This is a genomic window from Nitrincola sp. A-D6, from assembly GCF_000764495.1.
Taxonomy (GTDB): domain Bacteria; phylum Pseudomonadota; class Gammaproteobacteria; order Pseudomonadales; family Balneatricaceae; genus Nitrincola.
In genome coordinates this window covers 1-20713 of sequence record NZ_JRLB01000094.1, presented here as the reverse complement: position 1 = coordinate 20713, position 20713 = coordinate 1, and the positions used below count along the sequence as shown (strand labels likewise).

Annotated in this window: 18 protein-coding genes and 4 pseudogenes; 18 read left to right on the top strand and 4 right to left on the bottom strand. The window is 50.9% G+C overall.

Annotation, left to right across the window (positions count from 1 at the left end):
• Positions 1-18 precede the first annotated feature (18 nt).
• The 15 genes and pseudogenes from LH51_RS14925 to LH51_RS14860 all read left to right on the top strand — a co-directional run bounded on the left by LH51_RS14925 (position 19) and on the right by LH51_RS14860 (position 11850).
• Entirely contained in the window at positions 19-1005 is a 987-nt protein-coding gene (locus LH51_RS14925) for an aromatic/alkene monooxygenase hydroxylase subunit beta (protein ID WP_036523551.1), read from the top strand.
• 9 nt (positions 1006-1014) lie between these two features.
• Entirely contained in the window at positions 1015-1284 is a 270-nt protein-coding gene (locus LH51_RS14920) for an MmoB/DmpM family protein (RefSeq protein ID WP_036523548.1), read from the top strand.
• A 57-nt stretch (positions 1285-1341) separates the two neighbouring features.
• Positions 1342-2844, top strand: coding sequence for an aromatic/alkene/methane monooxygenase hydroxylase/oxygenase subunit alpha (locus LH51_RS14915; protein WP_036523546.1), 1503 nt, complete (start codon positions 1342-1344; stop codon positions 2842-2844).
• 60 nt (positions 2845-2904) lie between these two features.
• Entirely contained in the window at positions 2905-3267 is a 363-nt protein-coding gene (locus LH51_RS14910) for a phenol hydroxylase subunit P4 (RefSeq protein ID WP_036523543.1), read from the top strand.
• A gap of 10 nt (positions 3268-3277) precedes the next feature.
• Positions 3278-4339 (top strand): NADH:ubiquinone reductase (Na(+)-transporting) subunit F, encoded by a 1062-nt coding sequence (locus LH51_RS14905; protein WP_036523540.1) that lies wholly within the window; start codon positions 3278-3280, stop codon positions 4337-4339.
• A gap of 12 nt (positions 4340-4351) precedes the next feature.
• Positions 4352-4678, top strand: a complete 327-nt coding sequence (locus LH51_RS14900; protein WP_052063828.1) for a 2Fe-2S iron-sulfur cluster-binding protein — start codon at positions 4352-4354, stop codon at positions 4676-4678.
• Between the two features lie 21 nt (positions 4679-4699).
• Positions 4700-4969, top strand: a complete 270-nt coding sequence (locus LH51_RS24865) for a hypothetical protein (protein WP_442934847.1) — start codon at positions 4700-4702, stop codon at positions 4967-4969.
• Entirely contained in the window at positions 4915-5622 is a 708-nt protein-coding gene (locus LH51_RS14895) for a catechol 2,3-dioxygenase (protein WP_442934849.1), read from the top strand. Before LH51_RS24865 ends, LH51_RS14895 begins: the two co-directional genes overlap by 55 nt.
• A gap of 65 nt (positions 5623-5687) precedes the next feature.
• Positions 5688-7145 (top strand): annotated as a pseudogene (locus tag LH51_RS24860) (2-hydroxymuconic semialdehyde dehydrogenase).
• Positions 7146-7152: 7 nt separating this feature from the next.
• Entirely contained in the window at positions 7153-7938 is a 786-nt protein-coding gene (gene dmpE, locus LH51_RS14885) for a 2-oxopent-4-enoate hydratase (protein ID WP_036523536.1), read from the top strand.
• Positions 7939-7988: 50 nt separating this feature from the next.
• Positions 7989-8898: pseudogene (locus LH51_RS14880) on the top strand (acetaldehyde dehydrogenase (acetylating)).
• Positions 8899-8911: 13 nt separating this feature from the next.
• A pseudogene (gene dmpG / locus LH51_RS14875) lies at positions 8912-9939 on the top strand (4-hydroxy-2-oxovalerate aldolase).
• Positions 9939-10730 carry a 2-oxo-3-hexenedioate decarboxylase gene (gene dmpH / locus LH51_RS14870; RefSeq protein ID WP_036523534.1) on the top strand — a complete coding sequence of 264 codons (792 nt, stop codon included), beginning with the start codon at positions 9939-9941 and terminating at the stop codon, positions 10728-10730. The pseudogene dmpG and the gene dmpH overlap by 1 nt, the downstream one beginning before the upstream one ends.
• Positions 10731-10815: 85 nt before the next feature.
• A complete protein-coding gene (locus LH51_RS14865; RefSeq protein WP_052063827.1) occupies positions 10816-11631 on the top strand; it encodes a SphA family protein in 816 nt (271 codons plus the stop codon).
• Between the two features lie 27 nt (positions 11632-11658).
• Complete coding sequence (locus LH51_RS14860; RefSeq protein WP_036523531.1) at positions 11659-11850, top strand: 2-hydroxymuconate tautomerase; 192 nt, start codon at positions 11659-11661, stop codon at positions 11848-11850.
• Between the two features lie 78 nt (positions 11851-11928).
• Here LH51_RS14860 and LH51_RS24855 read toward each other — a convergent pair whose 3' ends face one another.
• Both LH51_RS24855 and LH51_RS22960 read right to left on the bottom strand, forming a co-directional pair.
• Positions 11929-12066 carry a helix-turn-helix domain-containing protein gene (locus LH51_RS24855; RefSeq protein ID WP_442934848.1) on the bottom strand — a complete coding sequence of 46 codons (138 nt, stop codon included), beginning with the start codon at positions 12064-12066 and terminating at the stop codon, positions 11929-11931.
• A 201-nt stretch (positions 12067-12267) separates the two neighbouring features.
• Positions 12268-13550, bottom strand: a pseudogene (locus LH51_RS22960) (sigma 54-interacting transcriptional regulator); the annotation flags it as partial.
• A gap of 240 nt (positions 13551-13790) precedes the next feature.
• Here LH51_RS22960 and LH51_RS20640 point away from each other — a divergent pair.
• Positions 13791-13967, top strand: coding sequence for a DUF6435 family protein (locus tag LH51_RS20640; protein ID WP_144244290.1), 177 nt, complete (start codon positions 13791-13793; stop codon positions 13965-13967).
• A gap of 2 nt (positions 13968-13969) precedes the next feature.
• On the opposite strand, the gene LH51_RS14850 is transcribed toward LH51_RS20640, so the two are convergent.
• Both LH51_RS14850 and LH51_RS14845 read right to left on the bottom strand, forming a co-directional pair.
• Complete coding sequence (locus LH51_RS14850) at positions 13970-15286, bottom strand: DASH family cryptochrome (protein ID WP_036523528.1); 1317 nt, start codon at positions 15284-15286, stop codon at positions 13970-13972.
• A 54-nt stretch (positions 15287-15340) separates the two neighbouring features.
• Positions 15341-15772 carry a DUF3617 domain-containing protein gene (locus tag LH51_RS14845; protein WP_036523525.1) on the bottom strand — a complete coding sequence of 144 codons (432 nt, stop codon included), beginning with the start codon at positions 15770-15772 and terminating at the stop codon, positions 15341-15343.
• A gap of 68 nt (positions 15773-15840) precedes the next feature.
• On the opposite strand from LH51_RS14845, the gene LH51_RS14840 reads away from it, so the two are divergent.
• Both LH51_RS14840 and LH51_RS14835 read left to right on the top strand, forming a co-directional pair.
• Positions 15841-19236, top strand: coding sequence for a mechanosensitive ion channel domain-containing protein (locus LH51_RS14840; protein ID WP_052063826.1), 3396 nt, complete (start codon positions 15841-15843; stop codon positions 19234-19236).
• Positions 19236-20576: a DNA recombination protein RmuC gene (locus LH51_RS14835; RefSeq protein WP_052063825.1), complete on the top strand. Its 1341-nt coding sequence runs from the start codon at positions 19236-19238 to the stop codon at positions 20574-20576. The genes LH51_RS14840 and LH51_RS14835 overlap by 1 nt, the downstream gene beginning before the upstream one ends.
• Positions 20577-20713: the final 137 nt, after the last annotated feature.

Genomic DNA, 20713 nt, shown 5'->3' with positions numbered 1-20713 from the left:
ACCTATGGGTACTGTCTGATGACAATAGAAATCAAAACCTCCACGCTGGAGCCAATCCGCCATACCTTTGCGAATATTGAACGTCGCTTTGGTGATAAGCCCGCTTCCCGCTATCAGGAAGCGACCTATGACCTGCAGGCTGAAACCAACTTTCATTACCGCCCCTTGTGGCAGCCGGAATACGAGCTGAACGATAAGCGTCGTACCCGTATCGTGATGGAAGACTGGTATGCCCTGAAAGACCCCCGCCAGTTTTACTACGGCACGTATGTGCAGCAGCGCGCCAAGTTGCAGGAAGCGGCTGAAAGCAGTTATGCCTTTTTTGAAAAGCGCAATCTGGCAGAGCATTTCTCCGAAGAAGTTAAAGAGATTCTGATCAGTTACCTGATCCCGCTTCGCCATGTCGAAAACACCGCCAACCTGAACAATATGTATGGCTGTGCATTTGGTTACGGCACCGCCATCACCCAGGCGCTGCTGTACAACGCCATGGACCGTCTGGGTATTGCCCAGTATTTGTCACGTATCGGCCTGATGTTGGATGGCAACACCGGTGATGTGCTGATCGAATCAAAGCAGCACTGGATGCAAAACCCGCTGTGGCAGGGGATGCGTGCATTGTGCGAAGAGATGACCACGGTTGAAGACTGGTTTGAGGTGGTGATCGCGCAAAACCTGATTGTCGATACGCTGGTGTTCAATCTGTTCTATGAGCAGCTGGATGAGAAGTTAAGTGGTATGGGTGGCCGTGATGTCGCCATGCTGACTGAGTTTATGTTGGCCTCGAATAAAGATGTATCGCGCTGGTTCGACAGTGTGCTCAAAACTGTGGCATCCGAGTCGGAAGAAAACCGTGCGCTGCTTGAAGAGTGGACAGGCCAGTGGCGCAAGAAGGTTCTGGAGGCACTGAGTCCTGTGGTGTCGGCTTTGCTGGATGAGGCAGCGCTGAGTAAAGCGGATGATCTATTGGAAAAACGTTTGCAAAAAGCCGGCATCTGCCGCTAAGGAGCTTCCATGTCAAAAGTATATATCGCCCTGCAGGACAATGATGACTCCCGCTACATTGTTGAAGCTATTGAGGAAGACAATCCGGACGCAACCGTTAATCACATGCCGGCGATGATCCGCATCGAAAACGAGAACAGCCTGGTAATCAAGCGTGCCACGGTTGAAGAAAAGATGGGACGTGACTGGGATGTACAGGAACTGCATCTGAATCTGATTACGCTCGGCGGCAATGTTGACGAAGACGATGAGCAACTCAGGCTGAGCTGGAACGCCTGATCCGGAAATATGAGTCCGGAACAAACCGTCCGGAATTAAAATAATAAGGTACTCAAAATGGCTGCTAAAAAACTAAATTTAAAAGATAAATACCGTTTGCTAACCCGTGATCTGGACTGGGAATATTCCTATTCAGATCGTAAGGAAGCTTTTCCCTACGAAGAATTTGAAGGGATTAAAATCACTGACTGGTCCAAATGGGAAGACCCGTTTCGTCTGACCATGGATTCCTACTGGAAGTACCAGGCTGAAAAAGAGAAAAAACTTTACGCTATTTTCGACGCTTTTTCGCAGAACAATGGCCACCTGAATGTGACCGATGAGCGTTACGTTAATGCGATCAAAATCTTCCTGACCGGCGTGTCACCGCTTGAATACCAGGCGTATCAGGGCTATGCCCATGTCGGGCGTCAATTTGGCGGGGCCGGTGCGCGCGTGGCTTGTCAGATGCAGTCTATTGATGAACTGCGTCATGTGCAGACCCAGATTCATGCCATGAGTCATTACAACAAGTACTTTGACGGCTTCCAGGATTGGTCGCATATGCATGACCGGGTCTGGTATCTGTCGGTACCCAAATCCTTCTTTGATGATGCGCGCTCAGCCGGACCGTTTGAGTTCCTGATTGCGATCAGTTTCAGCTTTGAATATGTGCTGACCAACCTGCTGTTTGTACCCTTTATGTCGGGCGCAGCACACAACGGTGATATGGCCACCTGTACGTTTGGTTTCTCCGCTCAGTCTGATGAAGCGCGTCATATGACGCTTGGACTGGAAATCATCAAGTTCCTGCTGGAACAGCATGAAGACAATGTGCCCATCGTACAGAAATGGATCGACAAGTGGTTCTGGCGCGGCACGCGTCTGCTGACCATTGTGGCGATGATGATGGATTACATGCTGCCGAATAAAGTCATGTCCTGGAAAGAAGCCTGGGAAGTCTACTTTGAAGAAGCCGGTGGTGCGCTGTTTAAAGATCTGGCGCGCTATGGCATCCGCATGCCCAAGTTTGTCGAAACCACCGAAAAAGAGAAAGAGCATATTTCTCATCAGGCCTGGTGGATCTTCTATACCCACGGTCATGCCGCTGGTTTCCATACCTGGATTCCGAGTGATGAAGAGCTGGACTGGTTGAGCGAAAAGTACCCGGATACCTTCGACAAGTACTACCGTCCGCGTTGGGAGTTGGCCAAGAAAATGGAGGCCGAAGGCAAGCGCTTCTATACCAAGGCTCTGCCGCAACTCTGTACTACCTGTCAGATCCCGATGGGCTTCACTGAAATGGATGATCCGACCCAGATTGCCTATCGCTCCAGTGATTTTGAAGGTGAGAAATACCACTTCTGTTCCGATGGCTGTAAGCACATTTTCGACGAGGAACCGGAAAAATATGTGCAGTCCTGGTTGCCTGTGCATCAGATCTATCAGGGCAATTGCGGCGGTGCCAGTGTTGAAGAGGTACTGCGTGATTACTACCAGCTGAACATGGGGGCCGACAACATGGATATCAAAGGCTCACCGGATCAAAAACGCTGGAAGGAATGGAAAGGCGTTGCCTGATCACCTCTGAATAATAACAACAGGAGCCATCCCGGATGGCTCCAGAAGCAGGATATCACTATGTCAGTTACAGCTATTACGCCGGACTACAAGGTTCCGGCACTGGATAGATTTGAAAATTTTCACGGCAATCAGATTGTGTATGTGGGTTGGGATCATCACCTGATGTTCTGTTCCGCCTTTGCCTATGCGCTGCCACCCACCACAACCTTTGCCGAGCTTCGCGATCAGATCATGCCGGAAGCCTTTGGTGAGCATGAAGAGTTTACCCAGGTGAACTGGAACACCGCGACCTGGTTGCTGGATGACCAGCCGTTTAAACCCGCGCTGGATAAAAGTTTGCAGGAGCAGGGCATCGGGCATAAGTCCGTACTGCGGTTTCAGACTCCGGAACTTACAGGGTTTCAGGGTAAAGGCGTTTGAGGAGATTGTCATGACCTATGCAGTGACCGTAGAACCCACGGGTGATGTGATTGAAGTGGAAGAGGGGCAGACCATTCTGGATGCCGCACTGCGTCAGGGTGTCTGGTTGCCCTTTGCCTGCGGTCATGGCACCTGTGCCACTTGTAAGGTGCAGGTGGTGGAAGGTGATGTCGAGATTGGCAATGCCTCACCCTTCGCACTGATGGATGTTGAGCGCGACGAAGGCAAGGTGCTGGCCTGTTGCGCCATCCCCGAGTCGGACCTGGTGATAGAAGCCGATGTCGATGTGGACCCTGACTTTGCCGGTTATCCGGTAGAAGATTTCAACGCGACCGTTGTCAGCATCCAGGATCTGTCGCCCAGCATTAAAGAGATACGTGTGGCGTTGGACCGCCCCATGACCTTTCAGGCGGGTCAGTATGTGAACCTGAATCTGCCAGGCGTGGAAGGGAGTCGGGCTTTCTCGATTGCCAACCCGCCATCGGATGATCGTCATATTGAGCTGCATGTGCGTCTGGTACCGGGTGGTGCAGCAACGACCTGGTTACACGAATCGTTGCAGCCGGGTGATGAGCTGGATCTGTCCGGTCCTTATGGGCAGTTTTTTGTGCGCAAATCGGACGCCAAGGATGTGATTTTTATTGCGGGTGGATCGGGATTATCTAGTCCGCAATCGATGATTCTGGACCTGCTGGAGCAGGGCGACACACGGCAGATCTACCTGTTTCAGGGCGCGCGCAATCTCAGTGAGCTGTATAACCGCGAACGTCTCGAAGCGCTGACCCGGACCCATGCCAATTTCCACTATATCCCGGCACTGAATGAGCCGACAGAAGCGGATGGCTGGACGGGGTTTGCCGGCTTTGTGCATGAAGCGGCTAAAGACTTTTTCGACGGGCGTTTTAATGGCCACAAAGCCTACCTCTGCGGACCGCCGCCAATGATTGATGCCGCCATCAGCACGCTGATGCTGGGGCGGGTATTTGAAGCGGATATCCATATGGAGAAATTTCTCACGGCGGCTGATGGTGCCAGCGCCGAAACACGCTCGGCCTTGTTCAAGCGCATCTGAACCGGAGTTGCAATGATGAATTATCAGATTCTGGTAACCAATCGTGAGCAAACCTTTGTTGTTAAACAAGGTGAGTTGCTACTCCAGGCCATGGAAAAGGCCTGTCAGCAGGCGATTAATGTGGGCTGTCGTGGCGGTGGCTGCGGTCTGTGCAAAGTGAAAATACTGCAGGGGCGTTATCAGACGAAACGCATGAGTAAAGCGCATATCAGTGCAGCAGAACAGGCATCGGGGTTTGCCCTGGCCTGCCGGGTATTCCCGGAAAGTGATCTGGTGATTGAGTCAGATCACTTCGAGGATCAATCAAAACAAACAATACAAGTAAGCGTTGTTAAATAAAAAATATAAGAGGAAACCATCATGAAAAAAGGTGTAATGCGTCCAGGTCATGTACAGATTCGCGTACTGGATCTTGAAGAAGCCCGTAAACACTATGTGGATCTGCTGGGTCTGATCGAAATGGATTCAGATGAGCAGGGCCGTATCTACTTAAAAGCCTGGACTGAGGTGGATAAGTACTCAGTTATATTGAAAGAGTCGGATGAGCCGGGCATGGATTTTATGGCTTCAAATGCCTGGATGAGTCGGTACTGGATCGTCTTGCCGATGAAATCCGTGCCTTTGGCCTGAGTGTCACTGAACTGCCCGCTGGTGAGTTGAAAGACTGTGGTCGGCGCATGCAGTTTGTTGCACCGACGGGGCATACCTTTGAGCTCTACGCTACCAAAGAGCAAACCGGTAAGTGGGGTGTCTCTAACGTTAACCCCGAAGCCTGGCCGCGTGATCTCAAGGGTATGAAAGCGACCCGTTTTGATCATTGCCTGCTGTACGGTGATGATCTGGAAGGCAACCTCATCCTGTTCAGGGATGTGCTGGGCTTCGATCTGGCTGAGCAGGTCGTCGACCCGGATAACAACCGTGTCGCTCTGTTCCTGACCGTATCCATGAAAGCGCATGATGTCGCCTTCATCAAACATCCGGAAAAGAACAAGTTCCATCATGCCTCTTTCTACCTGGATACCTGGCAGGATGTATTGCAAGCCGCGGATCTGATCTCCATGACCGATACCTCTATCGATATCGGACCAACCCGTCATGGCCTGACGCACGGTCAGACCATCTACTTCTTTGACCCATCGGGTAACCGTAATGAAGTCTTTGCCGGTGGTGACTATCACTACCCTGATCACGAACCGGTCACCTGGCAAGCCGACAGTCTTGGTAAAGCCATTTTCTACCATGATCGTCAACTGAACGAGCGTTTCCTGACCGTGGTGACCTGATAAAGCCGGTGCCGGTCATCAGGTTGATCGGCACTTTTTAACCTGCCCGTGAATGAGAGCAAGCTATGAACGAATTTAAACACTTTATCAATGGCGAATTTATTGCCTCTGCCAGTGGTAAAACTTTTGAAAATCGCTGCCCGGTAGACAACAGCCTGATCGGTGCCGTTTATGAAGCGGGCCGGGACGAGGTGGACGCGGCGGTTAAAGCAGCCAAAGCTGCGCTGCAAGGGCCATGGGGGGAATGACCCAAGCTGAGCGTATCACGCTGCTGAACAAAGTGGCTGATCGTATTAATGAACGTTCCTATGAGTTTCTGGCGGCCGAATGCCGCGATACCGGCAAGCCTTACAGCATCGCCAGCCATATCGATATTCCGCGTGGTGCCGCCAACTTTAAAGCCTTTTCAGAAACCCTGGCGAATCATCCCACCGAAGCGTTTCGCATGGATACACCCGATGGCGAAGGGGCTATCAATCTGGGGCATCGCTCTCCCAAAGGGTGGTGGCTGTGATCAGCCCCTGGAACCTGCCGCTGTTGCTGATGACCTTTAAGGTTGGGCCAGCTCTGGCGTGTGGTAATTGCGTTGTGGTGAAACCCTCTGAAGAAACCCCGGCGACAGCCACGCTGTTGGGTGAGGTAATGAATGAGTGTGGTGTGCCGGCTGGTGTTTACAACGTTGTGCATGGCTTTGGCCCTGACTCTGCTGGTGAATTTCTGACTACGCACCCGCTGGTGAATGCCATTACCTTTACCGGCGAAACCCGCACAGGCGAGGCGATCATGAAAGCGGCCGCCGTAGGCCTGCGTAATATTTCCATGGAGCTGGGGGGAAAAACCCGGCGCTTGTGTTTGCCGATTGTGATCTGGACAAAGCCGTGGAAGGCACCATGCGCTCGGCTTTTGTTAACTGTGGTCAGGTCTGCCTGGGTACCGAGCGTGTCTATGTAGAGCGGCCTATCTACGAAGCCTTTCTGGCACGCATGAAAGAAGCCGTTGCCCAGCTCAAGTTGGGTCGCCCAGAAGATTCACAGGCTAACTTTGGTCCGCTGGTGAGTCTCGCGCACCGTGACAAGGTGAAGTACTACTACGATTTAGCCGTTCAGGAAGGTGCCACAGTCGAAATCGGTGGCGGCATTCCGGATATGGGTGCTGAGTTGAATGACGGTGCCTGGATCGAACCCACCATCTGGACGGGGCTGGCTGATGATGCTCGTGTGATTCGTGAAGAGATCTTTGGCCCGTGTTGTCACATCCGTCCTTTCGATACGGAAGAAGAAGCGATCAGCCTGGCCAATGACACTGAATACGGTCTTGCCGCCGCTATCTGGACAGGTAACTCATCGCGTGCCGTGCGTGTAGCCGAGCAGGTGGAAGCCGGTCTGGTGTGGGTAAATAGCTGGTTCCTGCGTGATCTGCGCACCGCTTTTGGCGGCGCCAAGCAATCCGGAATTGGCCGTGAAGGCGGGGTACATGGTCTGGAGTTTTATACCGAACTGAAAAATATCTGTATCAAGTTGTGAGAATTATATGAAACGTGAACTGATTCAACAGTGTGGTGACGCGCTGTATCAAGCGATGCAAAGCAAAATACCCATGCGCCCACTAACAGAACAATACCCTGACATCAGCATTGATGATGCCTACCACATCTCCTTGCGCATGCTGGAGCAGCGTTTGGCTGCGGGTGAGCGGGTGATAGGTAAAAAGATCGGCGTCACCTCGAAAGCAGTGCAAAACATGCTCAATGTACATCAGCCGGATTTCGGCTACCTGACGGACAAAATGGCCTATAGCCAGGGTGAAGAGATGCCCATCAGTCAGCTGTTGATGCAACCCAAAGCCGAAGGAGAGATTGCCTTTATCCTTAAAAAAGACCTGATGGGACCGGGTATTACCAATGCTGATGTCCTGGCCGCTACCGAATGCGTTATGCCCTGTTTTGAAGTGGTGGATTCACGCATTGACAACTGGCAGATCAAAATCCAGGACACGGTAGCAGATAACGCTTCCTGCGGTTTATTTGTGCTGGGGGATCGTGCGGTGGACCCGCGTAAAGTCGATCTGGCGACCTGTGGCATGGTGGTGGAAAAAAACGGTTCTGTCATCTCTACCGGCGCCGGTGCAGCGGCCCTGGGCAGTCCGGTTAATTGTGTGGTTTGGCTGGCGAATACGCTGGGGGCTTTTGGTATCGGCCTGAAAGCCGGTGAGGTGATCCTGTCCGGATCGCTGGTGCCACTTGAGCCGGTTGTAGCCGGAGATTATATGCGCGTCAGTATTGGTGGAATAGGCAATGCCTCGGTGCGCTTTGTTTAGCCAGTCAGAATAACAGCCAGAACAATAAACTCAGGATTGGAACAGTTCTTATGTCAAAAAAACTTAAAGCGGTCATTATTGGCCCCGGCAACATCGGCACCGACTTGCTGATGAAAATGCAACGCTCTGAATGGATAGAGCCTGTGTGGATGGTGGGTATCGATCCTCAATCTGAAGGCTGATACGGGCCAAGGCGATGGGGATTAAAACCTGTGCTACAGGTGTTGATGGCCTGTTACCCCATGTGCTTGAGGATGATATTCGTGTCGCCTTTGATGCGACCTCGGCGTATGTACATGCCGAAAACAGCCGCAAGCTGAATGCGCTGGGGGTGATTATGATCGACCTGACGCCTGCAGCCATCGGTCCTTATTGCGTGCCGCCGGTCAACCTGGCTGATCACGCCAAAAACCTGGAAATGAACGTCAATATGGTCACCTGTGGTGGTCAAGCCACTATTCCCATGGTGGCAGCGGTTTCCCGCGTGCAGCCGGTGGCCTATGGCGAAATTGTAGCGACGGTTTCTTCGCACTCAGTGGGCCCGGGTACACGTCAGAATATCGATGAATTCACTCGCACGACGGCCGCCGCCGTGGAGAAGGTCGGGGGCGCAAAACAGGGCAAGGCAATCATCATTATTAACCCGGCCGAACCCCCGCTGATGATGCGCGACACCATCCACTGCCTGACCGAAGACACACCCGATCAGGCCGCAATTACCGAATCCGTTCATGCCATGGTCAAGGAGGTACAAAAATATGTACCGGGTTACCGTCTGGTCAACGGTCCGGTATTCGATGGCAACCGCGTGTCGGTATTTATGGAAGTGGAGGCCTGGGTGACTTCCTGCCCAAATACGCCGGCAACCTCGACATCATGACAGCCGCTGGCCTGCGGACTGCCGAGATGTTCGCAGAAGAGGCCGCTAACGGCAGTATTACCTTACCAGTACGCGGCTAACAGGAGCAAAATCATGAATTTAAATAATAAAGTTGTCACGTTACACGATATGAGTCTGCGCGATGGTATGCATGCCAAGCGCCACCAAATCAGTCTGGAGCAGATGGTGACTATTGCCTCCGCGATGGATGCAGCCGGTATGCCTCTGATCGAAGTGACCCATGGTGATGGCCTGGGTGGTGCGTCATTAAACTACGGTTTTCCCGCCCACAGCGATGAGGCATACCTGAACGCCGTGGTGCCGAAAATGAAAAACGCCAAAATTTCAGCACTGCTGCTGCCAGGGATCGGCACTGTTGATCACCTGAAAATGGCCAAAGACTGTGGTGTCAGTACCATTCGTGTCGCCACCCATTGTACTGAAGCGGATGTCTCTGAACAGCATATCGGTATGGCCGCCAAGATGGGTATGGATACGGTCGGATTCTTAATGATGGCGCATATGATCAGTGCCGAAAAGGTGCTGGAACAGGCGCGGCTGATGGTTGGCTACGGCGCCAACTGCATCTATTGCACTGACTCGGCAGGCTACATGCTGCCGGATGAGGTTTCAGAGAAAATTGCGCTGCTGCGGGCTGAGCTGCCCAGCAGCATCGAGATAGCTTTCACGGCCACCATAACATGGGCATGGCCATCGCCAACTCCCTGGCAGCCATAGAAGCTGGCGCCACACGTATCGATGGTTCGGTAGCCGGGCTGGGTGCGGGTGCCGGGAATACACCGCTGGAAGTGCTGGTTGCAGTACTGGAGCGTATGGGTGCTAAAACCGCTATCGATCTTTATAAAATCATGGATGTGGCTGAGGACCTGGTGGTACCGATGATGGACCAGCCGATCCGGGTTGACCGTGATTCACTGACACTCGGTTACGCCGGTGTGTACAGCTCATTTTTGCTGTTTGCCCAGCGTGCTGAAAAGAAATACGGCATTCAGGCGCGAGACATTCTGGTGGAACTCGGCCGTCGCGGCACGGTGGGCGGACAGGAAGACATGATTGAAGACCTGGCACTGACCATGTCAAAACAGAAGGGGTTAATCTGATGGGTAATCTAACACGCACGGAAATTGAACAACTGGCAACCTATTGTGAAGACGCTGAGCTTAAGGCTTATGAAATCACCAAGGTGACTGATCAGTATCCGCACATGACCTATGAAGATGCCTTTGATGTGCAGTGGGAAGTGCGCAAGCGCAAAGAAGCGCGGGGCCACAAAATTGTGGGTATGAAAATGGGTCTGACCTCCTGGGCAAAAATGGCCCAGATGGGCGTAGAGCAGCCCTGTTATGGCTACCTGGCCGACTATTTCAGTGTGCCTGAAGGGGGTGAGATCAAGATGGATGAATTGATCCATCCAAAGATTGAAGCCGAAATAGCCTTTGTCACTAAAGCCCCGCTGAAAGGCCCGGGTGTACATATCGGTGATGTGATGCGGGCGACAGACTTTATTATCCCGGCGGTGGAAGTGATTGACTCCCGCTACAAGGATTTCAAGTTTGATCTCAAAAGCGTTATCGCGGACAACTCCAGTTCAACGCGTTTTATCACCGGTGGTCGCATGGCGCGTCTGGAAGATGTGGACGTGACGACGCTGGGGGTGGTGATGGAGATTAACGGCGAGGTGGTGGCAACCGGTGCAGGCGCTGCTGTGCTCGGTCATCCGGCGGCTTCGGTAGCGATGCTGGCGAATATGCTCGGTGAGCGGGGTGAAGAGATTCCCGCCGGGACCTTCATTATGACTGGGGGTATCACTGCGGCTGTGACGGTTAACCGGGGTGACTCTATCAATATTCGCTATCAGGATCTGGGAACGATATCGGCTAAATTTATATAACAATTTCAATGTAGTTAATCATTAATATTAAAGTTAATTATTAACTAATGTTTAAGCAAAAATAACTCTAAAAAAGGTAGTCGCTATGTCTATGAAAAAAATGTTGTCACTGGCCGCGCTGATGTCCCTGACGCCACTTGCACTGCAAGCGGGTCAGTATGTTCCCGGGATTGAAGGGGTTAAATCAGCGGTAGTGCCACCTCCTGGTGTTTACTACCGTGGCTATGCGGTGCACTACGATGCCAATAATTCCGATGGTCTGCCACATGATAGTAGTGTGACAGTGGATGCGCTGGCGCATCGTTTTATCTGGGTCACCGAAACCGAAGTGCTGGGAGGGAACCTGGGGTTTGAAGCCATACTGCCGATGGTCAGAACCGACCTGGATATTGGTAATGGCCTGGTGCGTGACAAGCAAACCGGACTGGGTGATCTGTTTGTCGGCTCTTTGATCGGTTGGCATGGTGAACGTTGGGATGCCGTCGCGGCAGCAGGTATCTGGAATGCCTCCGCCAAAAGTGGCCAGCCCGCTGATCCTGGGTTTGGTTATACTGAAGTGATGCTGACTCTGGGCGGTAATGTCTATCTTAATGAAGCCAAGGATGTGTCTTTGTCCCTGCTGTCCCGGTACGAGATTGCCGACAAAAGCTCAGTAAACGATGAGCTGGTAGTGGAGTGGGGGCTGGGCAAGAGCTACGGCCTGATGGACCTGGGGCTGGTAGGATACAGTCGTTGGGATGTTGATGGCGGTGAAGCCGAAACGCATGCTGCCGGATTGTCTGCTGGCTATTTTTGGCCACAGATTATGATGGGTGTCGATGCGGGTGTGTATAAAGAGCATAGTGTTAAAGAGGGTTTTGAAGGCACGAAGTTCCGCATAGCGCTTACCAAAGTCTTTTGATCGGAAGTTTACGCTTGGGAGGTTAATATGCCGATTGCTCAGCTTTATATAATGGAAGGGCGCAGTGATGCGCAAAAAGAGCGCTTAATCGAAGAGGTTACCGCAGCGATGGTACGTTCACTGGATGCCCCCGAGCAGGTGGTCAGAGTGATGATTACCGAAATGCCTAAGCAGCATTTTGGTATTGGTGGACAGTCTGCCAAAAAACTCGGACGTTAAGGCTTAGCTTCAGGCGTTCACACCGCTAAACCCTGCTGACCGTTTGTTCCCCTTGCGGTCAGCAGTTTTATTTTTTCCTTACTTCTTGTCAGTCTCGCCTTTAGCGTCTTCATCCTGGCGTTTTAACCGGTAGGCCAGAGCAGGACGGCTTAAGCCTAACAAGCGTGCAGCCGCTGAAATATTACCCTCTGCCTTTTCAGTCGCCTTGTTAATCAAGGCTGCTTCCAGGTCACCGATGCTGATCTCATTGTACAGAATCTGATCGGTCAGGGAGGCCAGCAGCAGCTCATTGGGCTTGTGGTTTTCCAACTGGCCCGATGTCTGGTTCAACCTGCGGGTCTTGGGATCAACGGAGGGGGTTTGACTCCAGCCGACATTAAACAGGTTTTGTTCTGTGATCGAACTGCTTTCATCGGTCAGAATAATGCCACGTTCAATAGCATTTTCCAGCTCACGAATATTCCCCGGCCAGTCATAGTCATGCAGTGCTGCCATGGCCCGGTCAGTAAACCCCAGGGTGACCTTGCGGTACTGCTTTTCGTAGCGTTTACGAAAATGCTCTGCCAGCAAGGCAATATCATTTTGACGCTCGCGCAACGCAGGAATCACCACCATATAAGCATTGATGCGGTAGAAGAGATCGGCACGAAAACGTCCGGACTTTACCGCTGCCGACAGGTCTTCATTGGTGGCGGCGACGATGCGAACATCGATAGAGCGGGTACGTTCATCACCGACACGCTCCAGCTCACCTTCCTGAATTACCCTTAGCAGAGCGGCTTGAGCCCTGGGTGATAGCTCAATGACCTCATCGAGAAAAATGGTGCCGCCATCGGCACGCTCGAAGCGGCCTTTGCGTGATTGTGTAGCGCCGGTATAGGCGCCTTTTTCCACCCCGAAGAGTTCCGATTCGATCAGTTCAGGGGGATGGCGGCACAGTTTACCGCCACAAAGGGGCCATCTTTACGGGTACTCATACTGTGTACGCGTCGTGCCAGCACTTCTTTGCCGGTACCGGTTTCACCGATTAACAGCATGGTGACATCGGCATTGGCGCCGCGGTCAATCATTTCCAGTGCACTGGTAAAGGGCGGTGCTTCACCCAGGGCTTTGGGCACATCTTCCGGGTAGCCGAGAGTCTGTTCAAGATCTGCAATGCGGGATTGCAGTTCGTAAAGCTCATCAATTAATGGTGCTTCACGGAAGAAATGGCTAAAGGCTTCATGATCAGGCCATTCAGTAGCGACTTTACCGATGATGCGGCATTGATGATCACCCTGACCACGGCATTCGACCTCTCTGAACTGGATATCCAGGCCGGTAAAATGGCTGGAGTAAGCACAGGCATAGCCTAACAACATCCAGCAAGCGGGTTCATTCAGCTGGCCCAGGCTCATCCGGCAGATTTCTACTTCAAACGAATCAATCCACTCAAATTCAGCATAGAAGTGCTTCTTTTTGGGATCGTATTCGAGCACCAGTGGAATCACTTTGACCATGCCGCGCAGGCAATGCAGCTGCGGGCCGGTGAGAAAGGCCTGATCGGGGGTGGCATCGGGGTTGAGTTTACGTGCCAGTTCAGCATCACGCATGCCGGAGTAGTAGCCAAGGCGCATAAAAAAGCCCTTGCCACGCTCCATGCCCATGGAAGTGATAATCTCTTTTCTGAAACTGGAAAGCGCACCCAGACCCATAAGCACCGTACGCTGTTCAGCCAGCCAGATTTTGCCTTCCTCAGGCTTAAATTGCAGCTTATCCAGCAGATACTTCAGATCCGGAAATTGCAGATGAGCGTCAGACACAGTACACCTAAAATTTTGTATTTATTATAACTGTATAGCTTAACCGAACTGGCTGATGAAGTGTATATCGCAAGGCCTCTGAACCAAATTCAGTGATAGCCGTATAAACACGCATAATCAATTTTAAAGGGGCTTAACATGTTTGGTTTTTTGACCGGTGGGAACAAGCAAAAGAAACTACAAAAGGCTTATGAAGCCAAACTGGGCGAGGCGATGCAGGCCCAGCGTAATGGCGATATCAGGGGTTACTCCGCCTTATCTGAGCAGGCAGATGCACTCTTGAAAGAGATAGAAACACTGAAACAATCAAACTGAGATTAATGCCGCATGATGGGCCAGTCGGCGGCATCAACAACATCCAGGTATTCTGATTTACTTGCACCCTGCCAGCGTTCTATAAAAATACCTTCCGGGTCGTATTCGGCAGTTTGTTTTTGCAGGTTAAAGTGACGTTTGCCTCTGGGGTCCGCACCTACCCCTGCGAGGTACTGCCAATTCCCCCAGTTGCTGGCCACATCATAGTCAATGAGCTGTTGTTCAAAGTAGGCGGCGCCATAACGCCAGTCTAGTTGTAACTCATTAACCAGGCAGCTGGCAGCAATCTGACGTCCTCGGTTGGACATGAATCCGGTTGTATTTAGTTGCTTCATGCAGGCATTTACCAGGGGGAAGGGCGTATTTCCTTCACACCAGGCACGAAAACGTTGTGGGTAAAAGCTGGTAAGGGGGTTACGGGTTTGTATTCCACGGTAGTGAAATAGCGCTCGTCCATGTTTCAGCGCATACAATTGAAAATACTCTCGCCACAGTAGCTCGAAATAGATCCAGTAGGTAGACTCATTTGCTCCGTGCTGACTTTCGTAAGAGCGCAATTGCTGGATAATACGCTTGGCCGACAGGCTTCCCTGGGCCAGCCAAGCAGAAAATTTAGTAGAGTGTTGCCAGCCGTCCAGTGCATTGCGATAGACCTTGTATTGACCTGGCCACTGACTATGAAAATATTCGTTCAGCTGTTGCTGTGCTGCAGCTTCACCGCCTTGAAATTCACTCGTTTTAGAAATCACTGTTGGCAAATTATTTGGCCAAGCTGCTTGTATGGCCGGGCAGGGCGGTAGTGCTGTGATCGGTGCAAGGGGTTGATCTATTTTTAGATGCGCAACCTGCTTTCTAAAGGCCGAGAAATTTTCTGGTAAATGCTCCAAATCAAAAGGAAGCTGATCCAGTTCAAACAGCCGATGGGTGTTAAACAAATTAAAGCTGACCGCCGGGAACTGCTGCTGCAGCGTTTTCCAATCTTGGCGCTCGTACCAACCAACCTGCTCAGATGCAACAACCTGGGTTACCTTATATTCTTGAATAAATTTGCTCAGAGCACTGACGGGTTGTTCAAATCGTAGAATCAACTGTTGTCCCAAAGATGCCAACTGTACTTGCAGATTCGACAGGCCCTGGTAAAGGAAGCGCCATCGATTATCGCTCATGCCATTCAAGCTATAACGGTTTGCTGCAAACTCATTCGGACTTAGAGCATAAACAATTATCAGTCGGTCGCAGTTTACTGCAGCATGGTGCAGGGCCAGGTTATCAACGAGACGAAGATCTTGAGTAAGCCAATATAGATGCGTTGCGAGCACAGATGGAATCCCTCAAAAAATGGGGGTAGTAAAAAAGGGGTACTGTTCCCTTTTTTAGCACTCGCCAACACGTTCAGCTTTGGTAGTTACTTTCATGTTCATGGCGCCCATAGGGCTGTCCATTTTACCTGTCATCTGGCCTTCCATACGCTCACCCATAAACGTCATTTGACCTTCCATCGTATAAGTCATGCCCTGTTCTGAGCAGGTCATGGCGTAGTGCATATTGTCGCGGGAAATATCCATACGGCTGATACTGCAACTTTGTGGTGCTTCCAATAAATCAGCACCCTGATCAATATCATCTTGGGTGATGCATTCCTGCTGAGTTTCTGTTTGTCCTGGGATCTGGATAGGCCCATCGATAGACATGGTGTTGGTATGAGACCAGAGACCAGGAGTCAGGTTGGGTGTTTCAGCTGACGCTGAGGCCGAAATAATACATAAACCTGCCAGCATGGCTGGCATTAATAGACGAAAGCGCATCTTACTATCTCCTTGTGTTCGGGGTGTTTGCTATACTCTGCCAACACTCTATTACCAGGCTCTATACTATGCAAGAAACCCAAGGTTCTTATTTTCACTCTCTCCTGGTTACAGCTATTTTTGGGATGATGTTACTCCTGTCTCCTGCATTGTTTGCCAATACAACCGCTGGCAGTACTGTGTTGGGTGTCTCGGAATTCCTGCGAAATTTGACCAGCGAAATGGAGCAGATCAAAGAAGAGATGGAGCGTGTTGATGATGAGGCCGTGAGTGTCTGGTTTGACAGTTCCTTAAAGGAAGAAGCTGAAGCCGCTTTGGAAACTGAGCCAGTTGTTACCGATGCGGCTCATGAACGTTGGCAACAGGTTGTTGAAAATGAGCGTCTGGCTGCTGAGCGCTTATCGGGTGCTCAGGTACGTCTAAAAGAGATACAAGCTTATGCAGATCGCGTGGATAGCATGGTCCAACGTCTGGAGTCCGCCAGACAAAGCCTGGAGAATCAGGATGCAGACGAGCATAGTTTGTCACAAATAGAAACTGATATTGCTTCCTTGCACAGCCGTCAGCAGCAGTTACAGTTGGAGCTAGATCAACAACGCAGTGCTTTACAACGTATTCAGGAACAGTCGATAAGTCAGACAGAAACATTGGAAGACTTAATGCAGCAAACACCGCCTGAACCAGTAGCGATACCTGTCGATGCCGAAAATCATCGTTTGAAGCTGGCCATTGAGGCCTTACAAGCATCGGCTGTTCGACGTCATGAAGCCCGGCTGATTTCCGCACGTCTGGATCAGGCTATTTTGCAGCCGCGTATACGTCTTTTGCGCTTGGAAATTCAGGCTGGTGAGCTCGAACTGGGGTTGATTGCCGATAATCTGCTGTGGTTGGAAGGTGAATTCAATAACCGCTCAACACAAGAGCTCAGACAACTCAATTCCGACTTGCTGCGCCTGGTCGAGCGGGAGCCAGAGCTGGCACAGCAATACCAGAATGAAGTGCAGAATATTCGCTCGCGTATTGATAGTGTTGCACAACACTATGAAGATCTGAAAACTCTGCAGCAACAACGAGATATGTATGATCAGATGCATAATGATCTGTCCCACTCACTCAGCGCGGTGGAAGAGCGCTTGGAAGTCAGTGGGCTGACCGAAGTGGTGGGCACCCAGTTTTTGGATGAAAGAAAACGCCTGGCTGATTATGGAAACCCACGTGTTACCTTACAGGTTCTTGAGCGCCAACTGGCACAATCTCGTTTGCGCAGCATCAGTTTGCGAGATGATCTGCGACGCCTGCAGCAACTTCCGGAACTTGCTGCTGTGGGCAACCGCGGGTTACAAGAGTTGGTACGCATCGGTTCTGAACTGTTAAATCTGCAGATTCAGTCGGAAGAGCAATTGACCGAGCAGTTACGCCAGAACGAATATCGGCTGCGCCAGAATGCCGAACTGATAGATTCGTTGAGCCAAATCCTGAGTGAAACTTTGCTCTGGTGGCCAAGTCATAGCCCTGTCAGTGTTTCCTGGCTGCAGCGTACTGGTGATGCTTTTGTTGCCCTCGTTGATCCTTCTGCCTGGCGAGGTGTTACACACAGTATTTGGCTGGCGACACTCGGGTCACCAATTATCAGTCTGTTCGTGCTGATGCTAGTAGGTGGCGTGTATCTGATCGGTCGCAAAACCGACTATCAGCTGAAACAAATTGCTGAGCAAACGACACATAAATACTCTGATAATATTGGCCTGACCTATAAAGCCATGGGCTGGAGTTTGGTCAGGGTATTGCCAGTTCCTTTACTGCTTTACGCTTTTGCACTGCAACTGACGCGGGAAGAGCTTACGCCAGGCACTGAAATTCTTTCCAGTGTGATGTCAACGGCCGCAGGTTGGTGGCTGGCAGGCCATCTGTTTGTAATATTCACCCGTGAATCAGGAGTTGGACCGACGCATTTTGAGTGGAATGCCAGATTGCTCTCACGTGTTCGGTTTAACCTGATCTGGTTTTTACCAGTACAGCTGATCCTGATTATTATGTTAGCGCTGGCTTATGGGCATCCGGATGAGCGTGTATACGATGTATTCGGACGATTGGGTTTGTTACTGGTGACGGCTCTGAATGGTTTGATTGCATGGCGCATACTGGCACCGGCACCTGACGATCAGGGTGTGTTTTTTCAGAGTTTCAAGCGGCGTATTCTGAGGCTGTTTTTCGTATTTTTATCCGTGGCAACCTTGGTGTTGACCCTGGCGGGATATCTGCTGACAGTGGGCGAGCTGTTACCACGCTTTGTCGATACCCTGGTGGTATCCAGCTTGGTGCTGTTGCTCTACTCTCTAGCGGTGCGTGCGATGATATTAAGTGAAACGCGTTTACGCATTCGCCGTATGAAAGAGCAGCGCGCGCGGGCTGCTCTGGAAAATATGTCGGGTGAAGTTGAAGGTGTGATTGAACTGCCAGAACCGCATTTGAGTATTGAAGACATAGGCCAGCAGACGCAGACTCTGTTAAAAACCTCTGTGTTTACCGGTTTGCTGATTGCACTGTTTATTGTCTGGGCTGATGTGCTGCCAGCCTTGAACTGGTTGGATAATGTCACACTTTGGTCACGCACTATTGCTGTAGGTGAAACTGAAGTTATTTCTCGTGTGAGTCTGCAGGACTTTCTGCTTGCCCTGTTGCTTGCTGGCTTCTTCATCATGGCAACACGTAATCTGCCAGGATTGATCGAGATACTTTTGTCACGTAGCCGTCTGGTGGATGAAGTACACAGCTATACCGTGACTACCCTGGTGCGATATGCCCTTGCCGTGATTGCCGTGGTTACAATTTTCTCTTTAATGGGATTGCGCTGGAGTGAATTGCAGTGGCTGGTGGCGGCGTTGACCCTGGGTTTGGGTTTTGGTCTGCAAGAGGTGGTTGCAAACTTTGTTTCCGGTCTGATTATGTTATTCGAACGTCCGGTCAGAATAGGGGATACTATAACCATTGGTGAATACAGTGGTACAGTCGCTCGAATTCGTACACGGGCGACTACCATTATTGACTGGGATAACCGCGAAATTGTGGTGCCCAACAAGAATTTCATCACTGAACGGCTGATCAACTGGACCCTGTCAGATAACATTACGCGTATCGTGATCCCCGTAGGTGTTAGCTACGACTCTGATCCTGAACAGGTGATGGAAATTCTGTATAGTATTGCCCGTGCTCATCCTTTGTCATTGAAAGATCCGGAACCAAATGTGTATTTCCTTAGTTTTGCTGACAGTGCACTGAGTTTTGAGCTGCGTGTTTATGTCAGCCAGATGAGTGATCGTTTAGTCACCACGAGTGAGCTACATATCCAGATATTGAAAGCCTTCCGCAAGGAACGTATTGAAATTTCTTTCCCGCAAATGGATCTGCATATACGTGATATGCCGGAGCGCATGCTGGCCAAACCCAATGGAGGATCAGATTAATGGAGGCAATTCACCCATTGGTTTGGGTGTCATCGGGATCGATTATATTCTTATCCGTCTTGTTGTTGTGGCTGAGCAGGCACAGTAAACAGGTGATGCAACAACATTTGCAGCAGCAACTGCTCCGTGAACAGGTTGAAAGACAGGCTGTTCAGGAGCAACTGGATAAAGCAGATCTCGAATTAGATGGACTGAAACTGGAGTTAATCCGCGTGCGTGAGCAGAATGCACGCTTAACCACACAGATGGAGGAGCGCCAACGCTTTCATGCTGAGCAATTGGCGCTGTTACAGAACAATCGTGAACAACTTAAACAGGAGTTTGAGTCACTGGCGAATGAAGTGTTGGAACGGAAAGGTGAAAGCTTCCGTAAACTCAGTCAGCAGGGCATACAACAACTGCTAAATCCCTTGCATCAGGACATGAAGGGGTTCCGCGAAAAAGTTGAGTCGATCCATACAGAAGACCTGAAACAACGTAGTGAACTAAAAACTGAATTGATTCATCTACAACAATTGAATCAGGCAATAACCGGGCAAGCTGAAAAATTGACCAACGCACTGCAGGGTCAGAAAAAGGTGCAGGGCAATTGGGGCGAGCTGATTCTGGAGAATGTGCTCGATAGTGCCGGATTGCGTGCAGGTAAAGATTACCGCCGTGAAGTGAGTTTTAACACCGAAGATGGACGCCGCCGGCCCGATGTGGTGATCTATCTGCCTGAAGACAAACACCTGGTTATTGACGCCAAAACATCCCTGGCGGCTTATACCCGCTATGTGAATGCAGAAGCAGATGCTGAGCGTCAGTTGGCTTTAAGTGAACATGCCGCTGCTGTCAGTGCGCGTATCCAGGAACTGTCAGATAAGCGTTATTACCAATTACCTGGCTTGAATACACCCGAGATTGTAGTGATGTTTATTCCGGTGGAGTCTGCTTACGTCGAGGCGTTGCGTTTTGACCAGAGTCTGTACCAGCGTGCAATAGAAAATAATGTACTGGTGGCAACACCGACAACTTTACTGACCAGCCTGAATATCGTGCGACAACTCTGGCGCTTTGAAGACCAGAGTCGACATACCGCCGAATTGGCTCGCCGAGCTGAGCGTTTCTATAACAAGCTGCGTATTTTTCTGGATAGTATGCAGGGGATAGGCGTGCAGCTGGATAAGGCTAAAGAAACCTATGATAAGGCCTTCTCGCAGCTCTATTCTGGCCGTGGAAACCTGATACGCCAGGCTGCTGAGTTTAAAGAACTAGGGGTGTCGGTGCAGCAGGAGCTGGATGCCGAGTTGGTGGATAAAGCGCGTTTGGAATTGGGATGTGAAAAGGAAGAGGGATAATCCTGTAGGAGCCGGCTCTGCGGGCGATTATTCGCTCGGAGACCGAGCTCCTACAGGTGGGATTATCCAATAAGGGTGGAATTATCCAATATTGTAGGAGCCCGCTCTGCGGGCGAAAGGGTAGTCGTTTGTAGGAA

Excerpts from the sequence above, each read along its gene's own strand:
- LH51_RS14925 (WP_036523551.1), top strand. The coding sequence starts at position 19 with ATGACAATAGAAATCAAAACCTCCACGCTGGAGCCAATCCGCCATACC.
- LH51_RS14920 (WP_036523548.1), top strand. The coding sequence starts at position 1,015 with ATGTCAAAAGTATATATCGCCCTGCAGGACAATGATGACTCCCGCTAC.
- LH51_RS14915 (WP_036523546.1), top strand. The coding sequence starts at position 1,342 with ATGGCTGCTAAAAAACTAAATTTAAAAGATAAATACCGTTTGCTAACC.
- LH51_RS14910 (WP_036523543.1), top strand. The coding sequence starts at position 2,905 with ATGTCAGTTACAGCTATTACGCCGGACTACAAGGTTCCGGCACTGGAT.
- LH51_RS14905 (WP_036523540.1), top strand. The coding sequence starts at position 3,278 with ATGACCTATGCAGTGACCGTAGAACCCACGGGTGATGTGATTGAAGTG.
- LH51_RS14900 (WP_052063828.1), top strand. The coding sequence starts at position 4,352 with ATGATGAATTATCAGATTCTGGTAACCAATCGTGAGCAAACCTTTGTT.
- LH51_RS24865 (WP_442934847.1), top strand. The coding sequence starts at position 4,700 with ATGAAAAAAGGTGTAATGCGTCCAGGTCATGTACAGATTCGCGTACTG.
- dmpE (WP_036523536.1), top strand. The coding sequence starts at position 7,153 with ATGAAACGTGAACTGATTCAACAGTGTGGTGACGCGCTGTATCAAGCG.
- dmpH (WP_036523534.1), top strand. The coding sequence starts at position 9,939 with ATGGGTAATCTAACACGCACGGAAATTGAACAACTGGCAACCTATTGT.
- LH51_RS14865 (WP_052063827.1), top strand. The coding sequence starts at position 10,816 with ATGTCTATGAAAAAAATGTTGTCACTGGCCGCGCTGATGTCCCTGACG.
- LH51_RS14860 (WP_036523531.1), top strand. The coding sequence starts at position 11,659 with ATGCCGATTGCTCAGCTTTATATAATGGAAGGGCGCAGTGATGCGCAA.
- LH51_RS20640 (WP_144244290.1), top strand. The coding sequence starts at position 13,791 with ATGTTTGGTTTTTTGACCGGTGGGAACAAGCAAAAGAAACTACAAAAG.
- LH51_RS14845 (WP_036523525.1), bottom strand. The coding sequence starts at position 15,772 with ATGCGCTTTCGTCTATTAATGCCAGCCATGCTGGCAGGTTTATGTATT.
- LH51_RS14840 (WP_052063826.1), top strand. The coding sequence starts at position 15,841 with ATGCAAGAAACCCAAGGTTCTTATTTTCACTCTCTCCTGGTTACAGCT.
- LH51_RS14835 (WP_052063825.1), top strand. The coding sequence starts at position 19,236 with ATGGAGGCAATTCACCCATTGGTTTGGGTGTCATCGGGATCGATTATA.